We start from the raw sequence: 17,314 nt of genomic DNA on the forward strand, positions 1-17,314 counted from the left end.
CTCACAGGAAAGGTTTCGACTTTGGTGACCACGGATTCAGGTATTTGATTATACCGCTCTGCTTTGCCATTTGCTTGAATGGATGGCGGGCAGGGCTGGGTTTGGGCGGGTCCATGGTGTTTGTACCGTGTACTTTACAAGAGCGCGGCAAATTCCGCTTCAGGCAACGGACGATGGAAGTAATAGCCTTGTGCTATTGGGCAATGCAATTGACGCAGAATCTCTGCCTCTTCCACGGTCTCTATCCCTTCGGCGACGACATTCAAGGACAGGGCCCATCCCAGGTTGATCACCGAACCGAGGAGGGCGTGATGGCGGGCGTTTCCGGTAACCCCTTTGACGAGACTGCGGTCGATCTTCAGCGTCGTTACCGGCAGTTGCTGCAAGCGGGCGAGCGAGGAATGACCTGTGCCAAAGTCGTCCAGTGCAAGCGAGATGCCCAGATCGCGTAGCCGCTGCAATTCGGCGAGCGCTGTCTCTTCCTGCTGCATCAGGGAGGATTCGGTGAGCTCGAGTTCCAGGCAGTGGGGTGGAAGGCCGTGACGTGCGAGCAGACTGTGCACGTGATCGTCGAGCGACTCGCCGCGCAGACGCAGGAGCTCTAGCTGTCGCGGCGAGAGGTTGACCGCTACGGGAACGAGACGCCCGCAACGGCGATGCCAGCGCACGAGGGCGGCGAGTGCTTCTTCGATCGCCCAGTGGCCCAGGTCGGCGATGAGCCCTGTTTCTTCGGCCAGCGGGATGAAGCGCAGCGGCGGCACGGTCCCGAGGGTGGGGTGGTGCCAGCGCATCAAGGCTTCGGCGCCCACGATTTTCCCCGTCGTCAAGCTGACTTTCGGCTGATAGACGAGCCGTAATTGTCTGGCGTGGGAGGCTTCGCGCAGGGCGGCGATGAGGCGCTCTCGCTCTTGCAGGGCCTGTTCGATGACCGGATCGAAGACGGTGAGGTGCGGTACGTCGAGTGATGGCGCCATGCGCAGGGTGAGCATGGCGCGGCGCAAGAGGGTGGCTGCGTCGCTGCCGTGTTGGGGTGCCTGTACCAAGGCGGTTCGAGCAGAGAAACTCAGGGGGTAGCCGTCGAGCTCGAGTGGCGCGAGCAAGGCGCGCAACAGGCGCGTGGCTTCGCGCTGAATTTTCTCGTCATCTCCTTGAATGAGGGCGAGAAAACTGCCGCTACCCCAATAGCCGGCGTTCTGCGGTTCGTCGAGCTCGGCGATCAAGCGTTCCCCGAGCCGATGAAACACCCGGTCGGCGAAGTCGTACCCGGCAAGGCTCTCGAGCCGGGCGTCGGGTTTGATGCGTGTGAGCAGAACGGCCAAGGGCAAGGTGCCGGATGCGATCAGGGTTTCCAGCCGACGGGTCATGGTGGGGCGGTGCGGCAGACCGACGATGGGATGATGGGTAGCAAAGTATTCGAGGTCGCGCGCCTGTTGCAGTAGCAGGGCTTCCTGGTGCTGTACGTTCTGGCTCAGAGACAGTGCGTTTTGGCGCTGGCGGTTGTGCTTGGCGCGCACTTCCAGATGGTTGAGGATGCGCTGTACCACCTCGACGGCGTCGAAGGGTTTGGTGATGAAGTCGCGCGCGCCGGCGGCGAGTGCACGCTGGCGCGTGGTTTCGTCGATCTGCGCCGTGAGGACGATCACTGGCAGGTAATCGTCGGCCGGCAGCTGCGCCTTGAGCCGTTCCATGACCGCGTAGCCGTCGAGGTGCGGCATGCGCATGTCGAGCAGCATGAGGTCGAAGTGGCCTGCCTGCCAGGCTTCGAGCGCCTCGCGCGGATCGGTGTGGCTCGTGAGGTGAGTGAAACCGGCTTCCTCCAGGATGGCTTCCAGCAGGGCGAGGTTGGCAGCGTTGTCATCGACGATGAGGATCGCGGCGTCGGTGAGGGGCTGCTCGGGCAGGATCATGTTTGCGGTTCCTGAGCAAGCGACAAGGCTTGCGACAACGCGCTCATCAGGGCATCGAGCCGCAGGGGTTTGGTGAGATAAGCGACGAGTCGGGGATGCCGTTCGGCTTTGGCTATCGCTTTGGCCGAGGCGTCGGCCGAAAGGGCGATCACTGGGATGGTCGCAGTCCTGGCTTGACGTTGCAGGCGCTCGAGCATTTCGTGGCCGTCGATGCCCGGCAGGTGGATGTCGAGGAGGATCACGTCCGGACGGCGTTCGGTGGCAAGCTCGATACCGCGTGCGGCGGTGGGGGCGTAGAGCAATTGCACGCCCGCTTCTCCGCCTAGGACCTGTTCGAGTAGGCTAAGATTGGCGGGGTTGTCGTCGATGGCGAGGATCGTACGTCCGGCGAGCGTCGGCAGTCGGAGGTTTGGCACGTCAATGACGTTGTTGGCAGCGGTGCCCGGCAGGGTGAAGGCGAAACGCGAGCCTACATCGGGCTGGCTATGGACGATGAACTGCCCGCCCATCTGTTCGACGAGCTGACGTGAGATGACCAGACCGATGCCCGTGCCTTCGATCCGCCCTCGTTCCTGCCCCAGCCGGCTGAAGGGTTGGAAGAGTTCATCGAGGCGTTCCGGATCAATGCCGATGCCGGTGTCGGCGACTTCGATTCCCCATTGTCCTGCCGGGCCCTCGTGCTCACCGGGAGCGAGGACGCGCAGGTGGATTTCGCCGTCGGGGCGGTTGTATTTGACGGCGTTGCTCAATAAATTGAGCAGCACCTGCTTGGCGCGGGTGAAGTCGGCCCACACTCGCCCTGGCGGTGCGGCGCGGCTGTGATCGTGTATGCGGATGCCTTTTTCGTCGGCTAGCGGCGCGACCAGTTCCAGCGCCTCGTCGAGGAGGGTGCGCAGCGCCACCGGTTCGAGCGAGAGCGACAAGCGCCCGGCTTCGATGCGTGCCAGGTCGAGCACGTCATTGACGAGGGCGAGCAGATGCTGCCCGCTGCGGTGGATTTGTTCCACGTGCCGCCGTTGCCGCTCACCCAGCGGTTCGCGCTTGCTTTGGAGCAGCAACTGCGAGAACCCTAGGATGGCGTTCAAGGGGGTGCGCAGTTCGTGCGACATGCGCGAGAGGAATTCGGACTTCGCTCGGTTGGCGCGTTGTGCCGTTTCCATCGCCTCATGCAGGGCGCTGGTGTCCGAGATGATGCCAATGAAATGAGTTTCTCCCCCCGACTGGACTTCGCTCACGGCGAGGTGGAGGGGAAATTCGCTGCCGTCGGCGCGGCGTCCCCGTACGTCGCGGCCGCTGCCGATGATGCGTGCTTCGCGTGTGCGCAGATAGCGTTCGAGATAGCCGTCGTGCGCTTCGGCCCAGGGAGCGGGCATGAGCAAGGAGACGTTCTTCCCTTGTACTTCGTCGGCGCGGTAGCCGAAGAGGCGCTCGGCCGCGCGGTTGAACGACTGGATACGTCCTTGGGCGTCGATGCGGATGATGCCGGCAGCGGCGGTCTCGAGAATCGCCTTGAGTTCGCTCGCCAGCGATGCTTGGCGGCGCATGGCTTCGCGGTATTCGATCGCTTGCAGACGGGCGGCGAGCAGCTTTTCTACCATCGCCGCGAGTTCGCCCAAGGTTTGCAGCGCTTCGGCCGTGAGCGTGTGCGGTTCGGTGTCCATGACGCACAGGGTACCCACGGGCTGACCTTCGATGTAGATCGTATGGCCTGCGTAGAAGCGAATGCCTGGCGGACCGACGACCAAAGGAAGGTCGGCGAACCGCGGATCGTCATGCGTGTCTTCGACCACCAGGCACCCTTCGGGCGCGGCGAGGGCGTGGGCGCAGAAGGCATGGCGGCGCGGCAGGCGGTCCAGTTCGATGCCCGTCCTGGCCTTGACGCACAAGGTATCGGCATCGATGAACGACAAGAGGGCGATCGGTACCTGGAGGAAGCGGGACGCCAGTTTGGCGATCAGGTCGTAGCGCGATTCGGGTTCGGTGCCGAAGATCTGCAGCCGCTCGAGGGTGGCCAGGCGTGCGGTTTCGTCGACAAGAGAGAGCTGAGCCGGTGAGCTCATGAGCATGCGCCCTCGGGAGAGTGACGGCGATCCAAGAGGAGAATATGGTGAGCTTACCTTTTGTGGGTGGCAAAGGCAACAAAAACCTTCCGTTGTTTCGGCCACTTCCAGGGGGACGCGGAGGTCTATCGTCCCAAGGACGAGGTGAAGCACCTGCGTGCGCTCGACCCGATTCCGAAGCTTGCCGCGAGGCTGAAGCAGGATGGCGTGCTGACGGCGCAAGAGGAGGAGGCAATCGTCGCGCGGGCACGGCGCGTGGATGAGGCGTTCGCCTTCGCCCGCCAGAGTCCGTATCCCGCGCCGCAAGAGGCGCTCGAAGACGTGTTCGTTCGAGGGGGGTGAGAGATGGCTGGACGTAGACTGACGATGGAGGAGGCGATTTCGGAAGCCTTCGCGCAGGAGATGGAGCGCGATCCGAACGTATTCATCATGGGCGAGGACGTCGGCGTCTATGGGGGCATCTTCGGCGCGACCCAAGGGCTGATCGAGAAGTTCGGGCCGGAGCGGGTGATGGATACGCCCATTTCCGAGACCGGTTTCATCGGGGCGGCGGCTGCGGGCATGCGCCCCGTGGCCGAGCTGATGTTCGTCGATTTCTTCGGCGTGTGCATGGACCAGATCTACAACCATCTGGCGAAAAATACCTACATGTCCGGCGGTAACGTGCGCTTGCCGGTGGTGATCACCACGGCGATCGGCGGCGGCTACAACGACGCGGGTCAGCATTCGCAGTGCCTCTACGGCGTGTTCGCGCACGTGCCGGGGCTCAAGGTGGTGGTGCCTTCGAACGCGTACGATGCGAAAGGTCTGCTCATCGAAGCGATTCGCGACGACAATCCCGTGCTCTACATGTTCCACAAGGGGATCATGGGCTTGCCCTGGATGGCCTACTTCGAGGGCAGCACGACCGAAGTGCCCGAAGAACCCTACACCATCCCCTTCGGCCAGGCGCGCGTCGTGCGTGAAGGCAAGGATCTCACGATCGTTACCTTGAGCCAGATGGTGCATAAGGCCGTGATCGCGGCCGAGATGTTGGCGAAGGAAGGAATCGAGGCCGAGATCCTCGATCTGCGCACCCTGGTGCCGCTCGACCGCGAGGCGGTGCTCGCTTCCGTGGCCAAGACGGGGCGCTTGCTGGTGGCCGACGAAGACTATCTCGGCTTCGGTCTCACGGGCGAGATCGCTGCGATCGTCGGCGAGCATCTCGACCGCATCGCGCTGCGAGCGCCGATCAAGCGGCTTGGGGTGCCCAACGTGCCGATTCCCTATAGTCGACCGCTGGAGCAGTTCGTGATCCCGCAAGTCGAGCACATCGTGGCTGCGGCCAAGGAAACGATGCAAGGGCACCTGGCTTCAGGAGGACGTGCATGAGTGTGATCGAGATCCGGCTGCCTCCGGAGGTGTGGGAGGACGTCGACGAAGGGGTCGAAGCGTTGCTCGACAAGTGGCTCGTCCGCGAGGGGGAGCAGGTCGCGACCGGGCAGCCGATCGCCAACGTCGTGATCGTCAAGACCAACGTCGAAGTGAGCGCGCCGCAGGCGGGGCGTTTGGCGCAGATCTTGGTGCCTGAAGGAGAGACTTTCGGCCGGGAACGGGCGATCGCGCGGCTCGAGGTGTCATGACGGGAGCGGCAAGCCTCGGTGCTGTGACACCGAGGGTGGAAGTGAGCGCACCCGTGCATCATTCCGTGGTGCTCGGGTGCGCGCAGCGCCGGTTGCTGCCGGAAGTGGCGTCGCGCCTGCCGGCCGGCGTCAGCGTGCGAGTGCGCGGCTCCGGGGGCGGCGCCGTGCTCGCCGGCCCGGGGTGGGTGAGCGCCGTCATCCGTCTGCCGCTCGGCCATCCCTGGCTCGAGGGGAGCCTCGTCGACGCCTACCGGCGCTGCGCCGAGGCGCACATCGCCTTCTTCGCCGATTTGGGGCTAGCGGTGCGGGCGGTGCCACCCGGTACCGTTCCTATCGCGAACAAGGCGTTGGATTGGGCCTGTTTTGGTAGCTTCGGCCCGTGGGAGCTCGCGGATGCCAAGGGGCGCAAGCTCGCCGGTTTCGCCCAGCGGCGCACGCGCGAAGGCGCCGTCCTGGGAGTGGGCTTGCTGCTTGCCCCCGTCGACTGGGCGCTGCTGTGCGCGGCTTTCGCCCGGCCGCAGGACGAGCCCCTGCTGCGGGCGCGCACGGTGAGCCTCTCGGAACTGAACGGCGCTCCGATCGAGCCGCAGGACTTCGTCGCGCGCTGGCAACGGTGCTTGGAGCGGGTGATCGGTTTGAAGACCGACGTGCCGCAGCCTTTGCCAGTGCAGAGAGAAGATCTGACGTAACGGGAAGAGAGCCCTTCCATGCAGCCCTAACGGCCTCAAATAGGCATCATCCAAGGGTCGATGAGGCGCAAGCCTGGGATGCCGGAAAAATCGCGTACGTTGCGGCTTGCGAGCATCAGGTCGCGACTGAGGGCGGTCGCCGCGATCTGGGCATCTTCTACGCTGATCGGACGTCCAGCACGTAGGCGAAACGCTACGATTTCTGCGTAGCGAACGGCGGCAGACTCATCGAAGGGGAGGCAGCGGCCGGCAAACTCTTCTTGGAACATGCTCTGCGCAACGCTGCAGAGCGCTTGGCGCTTTCGGCCGTCTGCTAAAAGGGCGATGCCCAGTTCGATTTCGGCACGGACGGTAGCACAGAGGTAGACCTGAGAGGGCACTTGGCGATCGAGCCAGGCGAGCACCTGCGGCGCCGGGGCGGGGCGCATGAGTTCGGACAGGACGTTGGTGTCGAGCAGAATCATGCCGTTTCGTCTTGGAAGGGGGGCGGTCGCGGGGCCGTGCGCGGGGGGATCGGGAGATCGTCCACACCGAGGTCGTGAAAGCGCTGCGCGATGCGCCGGCCGAACCCAGGTGTTTCTTCTTCCAGCACGGCGCGGCGCAGCAGACGCCGGGCTTCCTCTTCCACCGAGACGCCGTCTTGCGCGGCACGCCGTTTCAAGGCTGACTCTAGGGTTTCGTCGATCTGGGAGATCGTCAAGCTGGACATGGAAGGCTCCGGTACATGCATCATGCTTTCAGTGTAAGCATCGACCGTCCAGACGGCAAGAAGGTTCGCAGAAGGGGCTCTGCGCAGCAGCGATCAGCTTGCCGCGCACGGGGTCAATCCCAGCGCCTCGGCGATCGCGAGCGTCGGCTCCGCTTGATTCATGGTGTAGAAATGCAGGCCCGGGGCGCCGAGTTGGAGCAGGCGCTCGCACAGGCGAACGAGTACTTCCAGGCCGAAAGCGCGGATCGATTCGGCATCGTCGCCGTAGGCTTCCATCTTCTTGCGGATCCAGCGCGGGATCTCGGCGCCGCAGGCATCCGAGAAGCGGGCGAGCCGCGCGAAACTGGTGATCGGCATGATGCCGGGCACGATGGGGGCAGTGACGCCGCGGCGCCGGGATTCCTCGACGAAGTGGGCGTAGGCGTCGGGGTTGTAGAAGTACTGTGTGAGGGCGCAGTCGGCGCCAGCGTGCATTTTGCGGGCGAAGGCGTCGAGATCGGCCGTGGCGCTCGCCGCCTGCGGGTGGTATTCGGGATAGGCCGCGACTGCGATCCAGAAGTGATCGCCCGTCTCGGTGCGGATGAACTCGACGAGTTCGTTCGCGTAGCGCAGCTCGCCGGGGTCGCGCACGCCGGAGGGGAGATCACCCCGAAGCGCCACGAGGCGGCGCACGCCGAGCGCTTGGTACTGCCGCAGGATCTCGCGGATCTGGGCGCGAGTGGCGCCGATGCAGGAGAGGTGGGGAGCGACGTCGAGCCCGGCGCGGTGCAGCCGCTCGACCACGGCGAAGGTGCGCTCGCGGGTGGAACCACCGGCGCCGTAGGTGACGGAATAGTAGGCCGGGCGCAGGCGTTGCGTGAGGCGCCGGCGCGCCTCCTCGAGCTTGGCTTCGCCCTCCGCCGTCTGCGGCGGGAAGAATTCGACGGAGATTTCGAGCGGCGGCATCGGTCGCTTCCTCACGCTCAGTAGCGGTAATGTTCAGGCTTGTAAGGCCCGTCGACGGGCACGCCGATGTAGGCCGCCTGCTCGGGGGTGAGCCGGGTGAGCTGGACGTTGAGGCGCGTCAATTGCAGCCGGGCGACTTTCTCGTCGAGCTGTTTGGGCAGGCGATAGACGCCCACGGGGTAGCGCTCGGGGTGTGTGTAGAGTTCGATCTGCGCCAGCACCTGGTTGGCGAAGGAGGAGCTCATCACGAAGCTCGGATGCCCCGTGGCGCAGCCGAGGTTCACCAGACGTCCTTCGGCGAGCAGGATGATGCGCTTGCCATCGGGGAAGATGACGTGGTCGACCTGGGGCTTGATGTTTTCCCAGCGGTATTGGCGCAGCGAATCAACGTCGATCTCGTTGTCGAAGTGGCCGATGTTGCACACGATCGCCTGGTCTTTCATGCGGCGCATGTGCTCGTGGGTGATGACGTGGTAGTTGCCGGTGGCTGTGACGAAGATGTCGGCCTTGTCACAGGCTTCTTCCATGGTCACCACGCGGTAGCCTTCCATCGCCGCTTGCAGGGCGCAGATGGGGTCGATCTCGGTGACCCAGACTTCGGCGCGCAGCGCCCGCAGGGCCTGGGCCGAGCCCTTGCCCACGTCACCGTAGCCGCAAACGACGGCGATCTTGCCGGCGATCATCACGTCGGTGGCGCGCTTGATGCCGTCGACGAGCGATTCGCGGCAGCCGTAGAGGTTGTCGAACTTGGACTTGGTGACCGAGTCGTTGACGTTGATCGCGGGGAAGCGCAGCTCGCCGCGCTCCTGCATCTGGTAGAGGCGATGCACGCCGGTAGTGGTCTCTTCGGTGACGCCGCGGATCGCCGCGATGCGCCGCGAGTACCAGGAAGGGTCGCGCTCGAGCTGCGCGCGCACGCGGGCGAAGAGCACTTTTTCTTCGAGGCTCGTGGGACGATCGAGCACGCTCGGGTCGCGCTCGGCCTTGGCGCCCAAGTGCAGGAGGAGGGTGGCGTCACCGCCGTCGTCGAGGATCATGTTGGCATGGCCGCCGTCGGGCCACTCGAAGATGCGGTGGGTGTAGTCCCAGTATTCTTCGAGCGTCTCGCCTTTCTTGGCGAAGACGGGGATGCCCTCGGCGGCGATCGCCGCGGCGGCGTGATCCTGGGTGGAGAAGATGTTGCACGAGGCCCAGCGCACCTGAGCGCCCAGCGCCACCAGCGTTTCGATGAGCACGGCGGTTTGGATGGTCATGTGCAGGCTGCCGGCGATGCGGGCGCCCGTGAGCGGCTTTTGCTCGGCGTATTCGCGGCGCAGCGCCATGAGGGCGGGCATCTCGCTCTCGGCGATGCGGATTTCCTTGCGGCCCCATTCGGCAAGGGAGAGATCGGCGACGACGTGATCGGGGGTAGATACGGCCTGGTTCATCGAAATGCTCCTATTCGGGAACGAGGCCGAGCGGATGCGCAGCTCACCTGCGTCTTCCGTCCGGCCGGAGAAGACGGGTGAGCGCCGTTGAATCTGAACCGAGCCTGGCCCGCGGGGACGGGTTGCAGCGCTCCTCGGTTGCGGGGATTATAGCAAAGGGTCGCGCAGTCGCTTAGGGGCCTCGAACAGCCTGCTATTGGCGGCGCTCGATGGATTGCACGTAACGCACCATGAGATAGACCATGGCGAGCGGCAGGACGAAGGAGAGCATGAGCTGGACGTAGCCTTCGCGCCAGGGGTGGGCGCTCGCGTCCAACCCCAGATGGACGAGGTAGGCGAGGTAGAAGGCGAGCAACAAGGCCCCGTCGCTGCGGCGAATGCCGGCGCCGGAGACGATGATGGGTAGCAGCACCACCGTGGTGCCCAGCATGACCCAGGAGTCGACGTGACGTATCGTCTCGCTCACCAGGATTCCGTGCGGCGCGACCAGGGCGGTAGCGCCGAGCACCGAGAGCAGGTTGAACGTGCAGGAGCCGATCACGTTTCCGACGGCCATATCGCGATGGCCGCGAAGGGCAGCGACGACGGAGGTGGCGATCTCGGGGAGCGACGTGCCTACCGCCACGACCGTGAGGCCGATCACCAGCTCGCTCACGCCAAAGCTGCGGGCGATGCCGGAGGCGGCCCCCACGGCCAGGTCGGCCCCGTAGATGAGGAGCCCCAGGCCGACGAGCACCAGCGCCATCTGCACACCTGCGTGTTCGTCCCAGCGGCTTCGCGGAATGTCGGTGGCAAGCCCTGCTTCTTCCTGGGGCGGGAGGGTGCGCGCTTGGCGCAGTAGAAAGACCGTATAGGCGATCATCGAGGAAAAGAGGATCAGGCCATCGAGGCGGCTGAGGATGCCGTCGAAGGAGGTGGTGCAGAACAGGGCGACGGCACCGAGCAGCACGGGGATTTCTTGCCGCAACAGTTGAGAGTGAACCTGGATATGCCCGATGATCGCGGTGACGCCGAGGATCAGCAGGATGTTGGCGATGTTGGAGCCGACCACATTGCCGAGCGCAAGATCGGGCGCCCCGCGCAAGCCTGCACCGACCGAAACGGCGAGTTCCGGGGCACTGGTGCCGAAGGCGACGATGGTGAGCCCCACGACCAGGGGGGAGATGCCGAATCGGGTTGCGAGGCGCGCGCCGCCGCGCACGAGCCATTCTGCACCCAAGGTGAGCAACGCGAGTCCGGCGAAGAGCAGGACGAAGTCGAGCAGGAGGGAAGCGTCTGAGGACATGGAGGCGGATTGTATCCTGGCAAATCTCCCGTATGGCACCGGGAAAACCTGATGATGGGTTCGAAAAACTTTGCGGACGCACCTCGTGCGGGCTGCGAACAATCTCCTGCGCGGCTGCCTGGCGACGTGTTTCCGTGCTCGGATGCTTGCCCATCGCCTCGGATGGGGGAGGCATCCTTACGCTAGGCGCGTTGCCTGCAGCCGCTTGCGGCGATGATCCGCGGCGCCCGCATGGGGCGTCCGTGAAAGGTCACAGACCGGCGTCGGCGCGCAGCGCTTCGGCTTTGTCGAGCATTTCCCAGGTGAACTCGGGCTCCTCGCGGCCGAAGTGACCATAAACGGCGGTCTTGGAATAGATGGGGCGCAGCAGGTCCAGCATCTCGATGATGGCGCGCGGGCGCAGGTCGAAGTGTCGGCGCACGAGGGCCTCGATCTTCTCGTCGGGGATCTTGCCGGTGCCGAAGGTCTCGACCATGAGGCTCACGGGGCGAGCCACGCCGATGGCGTAGGCGATCTGCACTTCGCAGCGATCCGCCAGACCCGCGGCCACGACGTTCTTCGCCACGTAGCGCGCGGCGTAGGCCGCCGAGCGGTCGACCTTGGAAGGGTCCTTGCCGCTGAACGCGCCGCCGCCGTGATGCGCCGCACCGCCATAGGTGTCGACGATGATCTTGCGTCCGGTGAGGCCGCAGTCGCCGTGCGGGCCGCCGACGACGAAGCGCCCAGTGGGATTGATGAGGTATTTGATGTCGGGGGCGCGTAGCTCCGGCGGGATGATCGGGTGGATGATCTCCTCGATCACCGCTTCGCGAATCTCGTCGTAGGTGATGTCCGGGTGGTGCTGGGTGGAGAGGACCACGGTTTCCACCTGGGTGGGTTTGCCGTCTACGTAACGCACCGTCACCTGGGATTTGGCATCGGGCCGCAGCCACGGGAGCCTGCCGTCCTTGCGCACTTCGGCCTGGCGCTGCATGAGGCGGTGGGCGTAGTAGATGGGCAGCGGCATGAGCACGGGGGTTTCGTTGCAGGCATAGCCGAACATGAGGCCCTGGTCGCCGGCGCCCTGGTCGAGCGGGTCGTCGAAGGCCTTGCCCACACCCTGGGCGATGTCGGGCGATTGGCGGTTGATGGCGGTGAGGATGGCGCAGGACTTGTAGTCGAAACCGATGTCGGAATCGTCGTAGCCGATGCGCCGGATCACGTCCTGTGCGATCTCGCGGTAGTTGGGGTGCGCCTTGGTGGTGATCTCGCCGGAGATGACCACGAGCCCGGTGGAGACGAGGGTCTCGCAGGCGACGCGCCCGTGGGGGTCTTCACCGAGGATGACGTCGAGCACGCCGTCGGAGATCTGGTCGGCGACCTTGTCGGGGTGCCCTTCCGAGACGGATTCGGAGGTGAAGAGGTATTCCTTGGCCATCGATTCGCTCCTTTTGATCCCCATGAGGCGGCGTGCCGGCTCTGGGGATCGGGGGAGCGGCGACGCTTTAGCGGTATTTCTTGGACAGCTCGACTAACCTACTGCACGACGGTTCTTCGAGCTGCCCTTCTCGTCCGCCCCGCAAGTTGTCGGATTAACTCGGCGGATAGAGGATAATTATAAATCTTCTCCAAGGTAATGAGGAAATGTCTCGTTTGCTCGTCGCGTTGCTATGGGTGCTGCATTGGCTGCCGCTGTCGCTGCAGGCGGCCATTGGCCGCGGCTTCGGCGCGCTGCTCTTTCACTTGGCGCGCTCGCGCCGGCACGTGGCCGAGGTCAACCTGCGGCTGTGTTTTCCCGAATGGACGGAAGAGGAGCGCCGCGCGGTGTTGCGCGAGCACTTCCGCTTGCTCGGGCGCAGCATCCTCGAGCGGGGGGTCGCCTGGTTCGCTCCGGCTGAGCGCATCCGCCGCTTGGTGCGGCTCGAAGGCAAAGAGGGCGTCGATGCGATTCGGGCCCAAGGGCGGCCAGTGATTCTGCTCGTGCCGCACTTCCTCGGCCTCGATATGGGCGGGACACGGGTGGCGATGGAGTACGACGGGGTCTATGTCTATTCGCGCCAGAAAAAGGATCCCGTGGCCGATCACTGGCTCAACTGGGGGCGTTCACGTTTCGGTGATCAGCTCCAAGTGGCGCGCCAGGACGGCATTCGCCCGGTGGTACGCGCCTTGCGCGCCGGTCGGCCGCTCTACTATCTGCCCGATCTCGATTACGGGCGCAAGGAGTCTGTCTTCGTGCCGTTCTTCGGGGTGCCGGCGGCCACGATCACTGGCCTGTCGCGACTGGCACGACTCACGGGCGCTGCGGTGGTGCCGTGTGTCACGGAGATGCTGCCCGATGGTAAAGGCTACGTGACGCGATTCGGCGAGCCTTGGGAGGATTTCCCCACCGAGGACGAGGTGGCCGACGCGGCGCGCATGAACCGTTGGCTCGAAGGCGAGATCCGTCGCATGCCGGCGCAGTACTATTGGGTACATCGGCGATTCAAGACGCGCCCGCCGGGAGCGGCGCCGCTGTATTGAGGAGCGTGTTATGGACGCGGCACAGGAGCTCGCCAATCGCCTGCGGCGGGCGGCGTTGTTCGCCCTTTTGAAACCGTCGATACCGTCGGGCCAAGCAGGGAGTGTCGTATGACTCTGGCCGGAGAAAGGCGTCGGACGTGGGGCGGCTGAGGGACTACGGCAGCGCGGAAGACTGATCAGGGTGCGAGCCGTTCGGCGAGCGCCGCTACTTCTCCCACCACCAGCAGCGCCGGCGGGGCAAGCTCGGCGGCGGCCGCCAGGGCGGGCAGGCTCGCCAATGTGCCGACGAGGCGTTCGGCATCAGGCAGGGTCGCGTTGCGTACCACGGCCGCAGGCGTGTCGGCCGGCAGGCCATGGGCGACGAGTTCGCGGCAGATCGTGGGCAGGGTGCTTACCCCCATGTAGAAGACCACCGTCTGTCGTGGCCGCGCGAGCGCCTCCCAGTCGAGCAGCAGGGCGCCGTCTTTGAGGTGACCGGTGACGAAGAGGCAAGATTGCGCATGGTCACGGTGCGTGAGTGGAATGCCCTGGCTCGCGGCCATGCCGCAGGCCGCCGTGATGCCGGGTACGACCGCGAAAGGGATGCCGGCTGCGGCGAGCGCTTCGGCTTCTTCGCCGCCGCGCCCGAAGATGTAGGGGTCGCCTCCCTTGAGCCGCACGACCACTCCGCCGGCCTGCCCCAGTTCGACGAGGAGCGCATTGATCTCTTCCTGGGGCAGCGTATGCCGTCCGGCGCGCTTGCCGACGAAGACGCGCTGCGCCTCGGGGCGGACGCAATCGAGGATGGCCGGGCTCACCAGGTTGTCGTAGACGAGCACGTCGGCTGCCTGCAGCAGGCGCAGCGCCCGGACGGTGAGCAGTTCCGGGTCGCCAGGGCCGGCGCCCACCAGATAGACTTTCTGCACGATCGGTTGCCGGTCCATCGTCTCATCCTTTGCGGTTTGTTCCTGGTTGCGGTTTGTACCACGGTTCGGTCCGTCCATTCATGCCGCTCGGGAAGATCGAAAGAGCCGAGTGTTCAACCGGGGCATCCGTCCGGACGCGGACGGACGCGGTGCAAAGGGAGAAGTGGCTTTGCTCAAAAGAGCGCCTGCTGCACCGGCTCGCCGGCGCGCTTCGCCGGCGGGCGAAAGAGGTGGGTGACGAGCGGCGGGAGCGATCGTTCGAGGCCGGCGCGACGTCGGGCGATGGCAAAGCGCTGGGCGAGCAGGTCGGCCCAGGGGCCACGGCCGCGGAAACGCTCGCCGAACGGGCCATCGAGCTTGCCGCCGTGCAGCTCGCGCAAGCGCGCGAGGATGCGCTCACGCCGCTCGGGTACGTGCCGCTGCAGCCAATCGTCGACAATCGTCTCCAGCTCCTGCGGTAGGCGCAAGATGCTCATGAACGCGCTGCATGCCCCGGCTTCGGCCGCGGCGGCGAGCACCGCTTCCATGTCTTCGGTGAGAAAAGGAATCTGGGGCGCGAGGCTCACGCCCACCGGCACGCCGGCTCGTGCGAGCGCCGCGATTACTTCCAGGCGCCGCCGCGGGCTCGCCGCGCGGGGTTCCAGCCGGCGGGCGAGTTCGGCGTCGAGCGTGGTCAGCGTCACATAGACTTCACACAGCCCCGAAGCCGCCATGGGGGCGATCAGGTCGAGGTCGCGCAGGATGCCGCTGCCCTTGGTGACGACCGTCCAGGGATGGCGCGCCTCGGCGAGCACTTCCAGCACCGCGCGCGTGAGCCCCAGTTTGCGTTCCACCGGCTGCCAGGCATCGGTGGCGGTGCCCAGGGCGATCGGCGCAGGCCGATAGCCAGGGCGGTTGAGCTCGGCGCGCAGCCGGTCGGCGAGGTGACGTCGGGCGATGATGATGCGCTCGAAATCCAGTCCCGGCGAGAGGTCCAGCCAGGCATGCATCGGCCGGGCGTAGCAGTAGGCACAGCCGTGTTCGCAGCCACGGTAGGGGTTAATCGAGCGATCGAAGCCAAGATCGGGCGAGCGGTTGGTCGTGAGGGCGCTATGGGCTTCTTCCCAGCGCACTTCGGTCGGAGGCGCGCCGGGCGTTTCTTCTTCTTGTGGCCAACCGTCGTCGAAAGGCTCGCGCTCGAGACGGGCATAGCGATTCCGTGGTGCGATCGTCACGCCGCGCCCACGTAAAGGGAAGGGAGGTTTCATGGGTGATCCGTCCATGGGTCCTCGATTGACCGACTGCGTGGCAGCAAAGTGCCGTTCTCCTGTGCTCGGATATGATATTCTTCTTCTGTTCGATTCTGCGCGAAAAGGATATTTCATGGAAATCATCGAGGCAACTTCATCCGCGGGCGATGAAACCAAGCTCCGCGAGGCGAAGAAGTGGGCCACCATCATCTATGCGCTCTACGCGGCCTCTTTGATCCTGGGGGTCACCTATCTGGTGGGAATCATCGTCAACTACGTGAAATACCCCGATGTGCGCGGCACCTGGGTCGAGTCGCACTTCCTGTGGCAGCGCAGAACCTTCTGGTACAGCCTGCTGTGGTTGGTCGTGGGCGTGGCCACTTCTTTCATGGCGGTGGGCATGATCGTGCTCGTCATCTCTGGTGTCTGGGTGATTTACCGGATCGTGAAAGGCTGGATCGCCCTCAGCGATGGCAAGCCCATGTATGCCGCGGCGAACGGGGGGTGATCGCTTCTCGCAGGTTCATACCAACCACGCCGCCATCGTCGCGCCGAGGGTGCGGCAGCGTTCGCGTTCGTGCTCGGGCAGCGTCTTGGGAGCGAGGATTTGCTCTGGCGTTTGGGCGTGGGTGAGCACGACGTGGGCGGGGGCGAGCGGACGCAGGCGCCAACCGGTACAGATGCGTTCGATCTGGCGCACGGCGCCGGTGCCGTCGCTGCCGGCGGCGACCAGGGCGAGGTAGGGCCGGCCATTGACTCGGTCGAGCACACCGTAGTAGCAGCGATCGAAAAATTCTTTCATCTCGCCGGAGAGGGTGGCGAGGTTTTCCGGGGCGCAGAAGAGATAGCCCTGGGCGGCGAGCACCTCTTCGAGCGTGACTTCTGCCGCCCGTCGTAGGACGACCGACACGCGTTCGAGGGCTTCGAGTTCGCGCAGCGCCTCGAGCGCGCCTTCGTGGGCGGCATCGGCCATCTGTCGGGCGGCGCCGGTGCGCGAGTGCCAGACGATCAGCATGCGGGCCGAGGGGCGCGCCATGGCGATTCAAAGATAGTCGCGACGGTCGACGAGGCCGTGCACGGGCGCACCCTCGAGGGCGCGGGCGAGGTTGTCGCAAGCACGCTCGAGCGCCACCCGTTCCCAGCCGGGGATGCGGGCGGAATTGTGCGGGCTGCCGAGCACGTTGGGAAGATCGAGGAAAGGATAATTCATGCGGAATTCCCCGTGGCGGAAGGGTTCGATCCACCAGGCGTCGATCGCCGCTTGCGCCTTGGGGTGCGCAAGGAGAAAGTCGTAGAGCGCCTTTTCGTCGACGATCTCGCCGCGGGCGACGTTGATGAAAATGGCGTCGTCCTTGAGCCATCCGAGCTCGCGCGCCCCGAGCAGGCCCCGGGTGTCGCGATTGAGCGGCAGGCAGACGACCACGACGTCGGCCAGCCGCAGGGCGTCTTCGAGATCGGCGAGGGTGCCGCAGCGCCACACGGGAACGTCGGTCTTGCCGCTGCGGTTGATGGCGAAGAGGCGCATGTCGAAGAGACCCAGCAGCGTGGCGCAGGCGTGGCCGATGCCGCCAAAGCCGAGGATCGTCACCGTCTTGCCGCGCAGCGTGCCGGTCTCACCGAACTGGGCGAACACGCCTTGTTGCAGCAGGCGATGGTAATGGAGCAGTTTCTTGCTCAGGGCGAGCGCCGTGGCGAGCACGTATTCGGCCATCGGCTCGGCGAACCCGCCGACGTTGCTGGCGACGATCGTCTCGGCGGGGATGCGGGTGAAGTCGACGTGATCGACCCCGGCGGTGGTGAACTGGACGAAGCGCCAGCGCGGTTGCTGCGGCCACCATGGGCCGAATTCCCGCTGCGGATTGAGCGTGAGGAGATACTCGGCTCCCTCGAGGGCGTCACGCCGTTGCGCTTCGGGGAGATCGGAGAGGAAGACGATCCGGGCGAGTTCTCCGAGCCGCCCTTCGACGGTTTCTCGCACGGCGGGGGCTAGGGTGACGAGGACGGTGGGTTTGTTGGTCGTCATGAGAAGGTTCCTGG

At 65.3% G+C, this 17,314-nt stretch carries 17 protein-coding genes, 1 pseudogene and 1 riboswitch; of the genes and pseudogenes, 6 read left to right on the plus strand and 12 right to left on the minus strand.

Annotated elements, in window-relative coordinates; translation table 11 throughout:
* Window positions 1-134: 134 nt before the first annotated feature.
* Both GV368_RS06515 and GV368_RS06520 read right to left on the minus strand, forming a co-directional pair.
* On the minus strand, window positions 135-1,907 hold the full coding sequence (locus GV368_RS06515) for a putative bifunctional diguanylate cyclase/phosphodiesterase (protein ID WP_169115947.1): 1,773 nt from the start codon (window positions 1,905-1,907) through the stop codon (window positions 135-137).
* Complete coding sequence (locus GV368_RS06520; protein ID WP_169115948.1) at window positions 1,904-3,967, minus strand: PAS domain S-box protein; 2,064 nt, start codon at window positions 3,965-3,967, stop codon at window positions 1,904-1,906. The genes GV368_RS06515 and GV368_RS06520 overlap by 4 nt, the downstream gene beginning before the upstream one ends.
* A gap of 81 nt (window positions 3,968-4,048) precedes the next feature.
* Between GV368_RS06520 and GV368_RS06525 the strand changes: the two are divergent.
* The 4 genes and pseudogenes from GV368_RS06525 to GV368_RS06540 form a co-directional block, all read left to right on the plus strand.
* A pseudogene (locus GV368_RS06525) lies at window positions 4,049-4,309 on the plus strand (thiamine pyrophosphate-dependent enzyme); the annotation flags it as partial.
* Window positions 4,310-4,312: 3 nt separating this feature from the next.
* Window positions 4,313-5,338, plus strand: a complete 1,026-nt coding sequence (locus GV368_RS06530; protein ID WP_169115950.1) for an alpha-ketoacid dehydrogenase subunit beta — start codon at window positions 4,313-4,315, stop codon at window positions 5,336-5,338.
* Complete coding sequence (locus GV368_RS06535) at window positions 5,335-5,589, plus strand: lipoyl domain-containing protein (protein WP_194240919.1); 255 nt, start codon at window positions 5,335-5,337, stop codon at window positions 5,587-5,589. The genes GV368_RS06530 and GV368_RS06535 overlap by 4 nt, the downstream gene beginning before the upstream one ends.
* 41 nt (window positions 5,590-5,630) lie before the next feature.
* Entirely contained in the window at window positions 5,631-6,278 is a 648-nt protein-coding gene (locus tag GV368_RS06540; protein WP_169115951.1) for a lipoyl protein ligase domain-containing protein, read from the plus strand.
* A gap of 35 nt (window positions 6,279-6,313) precedes the next feature.
* Here GV368_RS06540 and GV368_RS06545 read toward each other — a convergent pair whose 3' ends face one another.
* The 6 genes from GV368_RS06545 to metK form a co-directional block, all read right to left on the minus strand.
* Window positions 6,314-6,742: a type II toxin-antitoxin system VapC family toxin gene (locus GV368_RS06545; RefSeq protein ID WP_169115952.1), complete on the minus strand. Its 429-nt coding sequence runs from the start codon at window positions 6,740-6,742 to the stop codon at window positions 6,314-6,316.
* Window positions 6,739-6,987: a FitA-like ribbon-helix-helix domain-containing protein gene (locus GV368_RS06550; RefSeq protein WP_142805349.1), complete on the minus strand. Its 249-nt coding sequence runs from the start codon at window positions 6,985-6,987 to the stop codon at window positions 6,739-6,741. The genes GV368_RS06545 and GV368_RS06550 overlap by 4 nt, the downstream gene beginning before the upstream one ends.
* A gap of 93 nt (window positions 6,988-7,080) precedes the next feature.
* Window positions 7,081-7,932, minus strand: a complete 852-nt coding sequence (gene metF, locus GV368_RS06555) for a methylenetetrahydrofolate reductase [NAD(P)H] (RefSeq protein ID WP_169115953.1) — start codon at window positions 7,930-7,932, stop codon at window positions 7,081-7,083.
* A gap of 17 nt (window positions 7,933-7,949) precedes the next feature.
* Entirely contained in the window at window positions 7,950-9,359 is a 1,410-nt protein-coding gene (gene ahcY, locus GV368_RS06560) for an adenosylhomocysteinase (protein ID WP_169115954.1), read from the minus strand.
* 72 nt (window positions 9,360-9,431) lie between these two features.
* Window positions 9,432-9,501, minus strand: a riboswitch (S-adenosyl-L-homocysteine riboswitch).
* Between the two features lie 51 nt (window positions 9,502-9,552).
* The gene (locus GV368_RS06565; RefSeq protein WP_178086748.1) at window positions 9,553-10,644 is read right to left on the minus strand and encodes a calcium/sodium antiporter; all 1,092 of its coding nucleotides are present in this window, start codon (window positions 10,642-10,644) and stop codon (window positions 9,553-9,555) included.
* 250 nt (window positions 10,645-10,894) lie between these two features.
* Window positions 10,895-12,061, minus strand: coding sequence for a methionine adenosyltransferase (gene metK, locus GV368_RS06570; RefSeq protein ID WP_142805346.1), 1,167 nt, complete (start codon window positions 12,059-12,061; stop codon window positions 10,895-10,897).
* Between the two features lie 206 nt (window positions 12,062-12,267).
* Between metK and GV368_RS06575 the strand changes: the two genes are divergently transcribed.
* Window positions 12,268-13,143 carry a lysophospholipid acyltransferase family protein gene (locus tag GV368_RS06575; protein ID WP_169115955.1) on the plus strand — a complete coding sequence of 292 codons (876 nt, stop codon included), beginning with the start codon at window positions 12,268-12,270 and terminating at the stop codon, window positions 13,141-13,143.
* A gap of 176 nt (window positions 13,144-13,319) precedes the next feature.
* Here GV368_RS06575 and cobA read toward each other — a convergent pair whose 3' ends face one another.
* Both cobA and GV368_RS06585 read right to left on the minus strand, forming a co-directional pair.
* Window positions 13,320-14,066, minus strand: a complete 747-nt coding sequence (gene cobA, locus GV368_RS06580) for a uroporphyrinogen-III C-methyltransferase (RefSeq protein ID WP_206673317.1) — start codon at window positions 14,064-14,066, stop codon at window positions 13,320-13,322.
* A gap of 155 nt (window positions 14,067-14,221) precedes the next feature.
* The gene (locus GV368_RS06585; protein WP_169115957.1) at window positions 14,222-15,295 is read right to left on the minus strand and encodes a PA0069 family radical SAM protein; all 1,074 of its coding nucleotides are present in this window, start codon (window positions 15,293-15,295) and stop codon (window positions 14,222-14,224) included.
* 115 nt (window positions 15,296-15,410) lie between these two features.
* Between GV368_RS06585 and GV368_RS06590 the strand changes: the two genes are divergently transcribed.
* Window positions 15,411-15,785, plus strand: coding sequence for a DUF4870 family protein (locus GV368_RS06590; protein WP_194240920.1), 375 nt, complete (start codon window positions 15,411-15,413; stop codon window positions 15,783-15,785).
* A 15-nt stretch (window positions 15,786-15,800) separates the two neighbouring features.
* Here the strand turns inward: GV368_RS06590 and GV368_RS06595 are convergent, their stop codons facing one another.
* Together GV368_RS06595 and GV368_RS06600 are read right to left on the minus strand one after the other, a co-directional pair.
* Window positions 15,801-16,292 carry a flavodoxin family protein gene (locus GV368_RS06595; protein ID WP_206673318.1) on the minus strand — a complete coding sequence of 164 codons (492 nt, stop codon included), beginning with the start codon at window positions 16,290-16,292 and terminating at the stop codon, window positions 15,801-15,803.
* Window positions 16,293-16,319: 27 nt separating this feature from the next.
* Window positions 16,320-17,300, minus strand: a complete 981-nt coding sequence (locus GV368_RS06600; RefSeq protein WP_169115959.1) for a 2-hydroxyacid dehydrogenase — start codon at window positions 17,298-17,300, stop codon at window positions 16,320-16,322.
* Between the last annotated feature and the right edge of the window lie 14 nt (window positions 17,301-17,314).

The sequence above is a fragment of the Tepidiphilus baoligensis genome, from assembly GCF_012911495.1.
In the GTDB taxonomy this organism is placed as follows: domain Bacteria; phylum Pseudomonadota; class Gammaproteobacteria; order Burkholderiales; family Rhodocyclaceae; genus Tepidiphilus; species Tepidiphilus olei.

Coding starts and splice junctions, on each gene's coding strand:
- GV368_RS06515 (WP_169115947.1), bottom strand. CDS start 1,907: ATGATCCTGCCCGAGCAGCCCCTCACCGACGCCGCGATCCTCATCGTC.
- GV368_RS06520 (WP_169115948.1), bottom strand. CDS start 3,967: ATGAGCTCACCGGCTCAGCTCTCTCTTGTCGACGAAACCGCACGCCTG.
- GV368_RS06530 (WP_169115950.1), top strand. CDS start 4,313: ATGGCTGGACGTAGACTGACGATGGAGGAGGCGATTTCGGAAGCCTTC.
- GV368_RS06535 (WP_194240919.1), top strand. CDS start 5,335: ATGAGTGTGATCGAGATCCGGCTGCCTCCGGAGGTGTGGGAGGACGTC.
- GV368_RS06545 (WP_169115952.1), bottom strand. CDS start 6,742: ATGATTCTGCTCGACACCAACGTCCTGTCCGAACTCATGCGCCCCGCC.
- GV368_RS06550 (WP_142805349.1), bottom strand. CDS start 6,987: ATGTCCAGCTTGACGATCTCCCAGATCGACGAAACCCTAGAGTCAGCC.
- metF (WP_169115953.1), bottom strand. CDS start 7,932: ATGCCGCCGCTCGAAATCTCCGTCGAATTCTTCCCGCCGCAGACGGCG.
- ahcY (WP_169115954.1), bottom strand. CDS start 9,359: ATGAACCAGGCCGTATCTACCCCCGATCACGTCGTCGCCGATCTCTCC.
- GV368_RS06565 (WP_178086748.1), bottom strand. CDS start 10,644: ATGTCCTCAGACGCTTCCCTCCTGCTCGACTTCGTCCTGCTCTTCGCC.
- metK (WP_142805346.1), bottom strand. CDS start 12,061: ATGGCCAAGGAATACCTCTTCACCTCCGAATCCGTCTCGGAAGGGCAC.
- GV368_RS06575 (WP_169115955.1), top strand. CDS start 12,268: ATGTCTCGTTTGCTCGTCGCGTTGCTATGGGTGCTGCATTGGCTGCCG.
- cobA (WP_206673317.1), bottom strand. CDS start 14,066: ATGGACCGGCAACCGATCGTGCAGAAAGTCTATCTGGTGGGCGCCGGC.
- GV368_RS06585 (WP_169115957.1), bottom strand. CDS start 15,295: ATGAAACCTCCCTTCCCTTTACGTGGGCGCGGCGTGACGATCGCACCA.
- GV368_RS06590 (WP_194240920.1), top strand. CDS start 15,411: ATGGAAATCATCGAGGCAACTTCATCCGCGGGCGATGAAACCAAGCTC.
- GV368_RS06595 (WP_206673318.1), bottom strand. CDS start 16,292: ATGCTGATCGTCTGGCACTCGCGCACCGGCGCCGCCCGACAGATGGCC.
- GV368_RS06600 (WP_169115959.1), bottom strand. CDS start 17,300: ATGACGACCAACAAACCCACCGTCCTCGTCACCCTAGCCCCCGCCGTG.